The organism is Bacillus sp. JJ1532 (assembly GCF_036965085.1).
Taxonomy (GTDB): Bacteria; Bacillota; Bacilli; order Bacillales; family Cytobacillaceae; genus Cytobacillus.
Window position 1 is genome coordinate 1 of the sequence record NZ_JBALOW010000004.1, and the last position, 2,330, is coordinate 2,330.

The 2,330-nt window shown below is 33.6% G+C and carries 4 protein-coding genes and 1 pseudogene; 3 read left to right on the top strand and 2 right to left on the bottom strand.

Going from position 1 to position 2,330, the window contains the following annotated elements:
* Window positions 1-58: 58 nt before the first annotated feature.
* From V7122_RS02785 to V7122_RS02790, 3 genes and pseudogenes are all read left to right on the top strand, one after another.
* Complete coding sequence (locus V7122_RS02785; protein WP_438824761.1) at window positions 59-481, top strand: hypothetical protein; 423 nt, start codon at window positions 59-61, stop codon at window positions 479-481.
* 49 nt (window positions 482-530) lie between these two features.
* Window positions 531-725, top strand: a complete 195-nt coding sequence (locus V7122_RS25695; RefSeq protein WP_438824760.1) for a DUF6980 family protein — start codon at window positions 531-533, stop codon at window positions 723-725.
* A gap of 146 nt (window positions 726-871) precedes the next feature.
* Window positions 872-1,044, top strand: a pseudogene (locus V7122_RS02790) (IS3 family transposase); the annotation flags it as partial.
* A gap of 63 nt (window positions 1,045-1,107) precedes the next feature.
* Here the strand turns inward: V7122_RS02790 and V7122_RS02795 are convergent.
* Together V7122_RS02795 and V7122_RS02800 are read right to left on the bottom strand one after the other, a co-directional pair.
* Complete coding sequence (locus V7122_RS02795) at window positions 1,108-1,395, bottom strand: HesB/YadR/YfhF family protein (RefSeq protein WP_335525760.1); 288 nt, start codon at window positions 1,393-1,395, stop codon at window positions 1,108-1,110.
* A 36-nt stretch (window positions 1,396-1,431) separates the two neighbouring features.
* Window positions 1,432-2,250, bottom strand: a complete 819-nt coding sequence (locus V7122_RS02800) for a CPBP family intramembrane glutamic endopeptidase (protein WP_335525761.1) — start codon at window positions 2,248-2,250, stop codon at window positions 1,432-1,434.
* Window positions 2,251-2,330: the final 80 nt, after the last annotated feature.

The window sequence follows — 2,330 nt, forward strand, 5'->3', positions numbered from 1 at the left end:
CCCTTCTACTCGACTAGTTAAAGAAGAATACTTACATAATAATATCGGGGGTGTTGTAATGATTACGGTTAAGAATGCTGAAAGTTATCTTAAAAATAAGATTGGTGAAGATACCGATAATATAAAAAAGGTTTGGGAAACATTTAAGGCTTTCTGTAAAGAACCAGTTGAGGGAGAAGAAGATAAAGAAATCCTATTTCAATGTGGTGTTTATGATTTTACTGGAGAAGAACTATTTCATCTCGATTTTGTACGTCAGTTTACTGTTTATGAAGAAGATGAGTATTCTCGTATGGAACAACTTCACTGTGAATTTTTATTTAAACCAACAGATGTATTAAGTAAGTTAGAAATAGGAGAATGGTCAATGGATTATAATGATATAGATGATTTTTTAAATCATATAGAAAACCTTCAGGAGTTTAAAATACCTTTGAATTTAAAGAAGATAAAATCAGAAATATATCAGGAAGAAGTTTAAACCTTATTTTACTAATGAGTGCTTGAACTAAATAAGGAGAAATGAAATTATGAAAAAACATTGTTGTGGGGATATGGCTTATCATGCCAATTTCGAGTGTGATATACATAAGAACCCCTTTAAATGTCCCGACAAGATAATCATTTTTGATGAAAAAGATAATGACTACGGTTTGATAATCCATGATGGTGGCACGTCAAGTATTGGCATTTCTTTTTGTCCTTGGTGTGGTTCGAAAATTTGAAACAATAATTCTTCCTTGTTGAACTAACGGGGGCTTTAGCACAATAACTAAGGTGTTATTTTTGCAGCTTTTTCTCATATTCCACTATTCAACAATTGGGCACTTTAATGGAGTAAAGAAAAAGCCAAAGCTAATAAATAGAAGTCTTCGGGATTATGAAGACAAAGTTTCTCTATATAAAAGAGTTTGAGAGTGTGGAGCATTTTAAAAGCGAGCTGGAAAAGTACATAATGTATTAAAACACACAAAACGCATTAAGGCAAAATTAAAAGGCATGAATCCGATACAATATCGAACTCATACCAAACTCGACGCCTAATGAAATAACCGTGTCTAACTTTTAGGGGCCACTTCAAAAATTAGGTGAATGAAAAGGTTTTTTTTATAGATACTTATAATCGGGCTCTTTCGCTTTATTATTATATTCCACATGCAAATCATGATTGTCAAAATACCAAATATCTTTTTCTTCAATAAAATAGGTAATTCCATTCTTTGTAGTTTCAGCACCCGCATTAACGGGCTCATCCTTTGAGATACCTAATGAAAACCCTTGTTGTACCGTACTGCATCCGCCATAGCGTGCAAAAAAACGAACATAATCGCCTTTGGTTAAAAACATTTCATCTTCATACCAAGCCGCAGCCTCATCGCTAATATGTATTTTCATCATGAAATCCTCCTTCATACTATCTTTGGCTGTTCATTATCCTATATACGTAATAATTCCGCTTAAAATCATGAATACATTGAATATAATATGCCAGATGATGGCGGGAAGAATGCTTCCTGAACGAATGGTAATACCAGCATAGAATATACCGCCTAATGCAAAAAGTAAACATAGCCACCATGAGTATCCAAAGGCAAGATGTGATAAGCCAAAGCCTAATCCCGAAAAGAGAACCGCAGCTTTTTCACCTGCCAAATCTACTAGTCTAGTTAAGACGATTCCTCTCCAAAGGATTTCTTCCAGTGTACCATTTATGATCGAAAAAAGGATGATAAACAGTAAGAAGTTAGGGTCTTCAAAATTAAATTTTGTTAAAGACAGGAAGGGAATAAATGCTGCTAGATTAATACATAAGGCAATCAATAAAAAGACTCTAATTGTAACAGTGTGGAATCCGCTCCATATAAATGGAAATGAAATGGTTGCCATCCAATTAGGCTTCAAGCCATAAAGGTTCCAATTCTTTTTAAACTTCTTAATAACATAGACCATAAAAAGGATCGGGAATAATAGGAGTGAACGATTTATGATCATAATTGAACTTATATTTAATGGTAATTCTTCAATTAGTCGATCGCCATATAATAAAACTAAATACCCAATCGTATATGCGGCCAAAACCCAGACAAAAACGCGACTTTGATTTGCGACAATCGTCAAATATATAATCATCGCTAACAAAAGAGCATAGGAAAAGATAAATAGTTTATGCTGTGTAAGGATCATGATGACGACAAACAAAAAAAGCTGTCCGTATTTATGGTCTAATGAAAGCTTATTCAATACAACCAATGTGGTCATCCTCCCCAGAATCATTCACTTTATTTTAGCACTTTCTTTCTAAAAGAAATAGAATTATCGCAGATTAACGG

Coding starts and splice junctions, on each gene's coding strand:
- V7122_RS02785 (WP_438824761.1), top strand. CDS start 59: ATGATTACGGTTAAGAATGCTGAAAGTTATCTTAAAAATAAGATTGGT.
- V7122_RS25695 (WP_438824760.1), top strand. CDS start 531: ATGAAAAAACATTGTTGTGGGGATATGGCTTATCATGCCAATTTCGAG.
- V7122_RS02795 (WP_335525760.1), bottom strand. CDS start 1,395: ATGAAAATACATATTAGCGATGAGGCTGCGGCTTGGTATGAAGATGAA.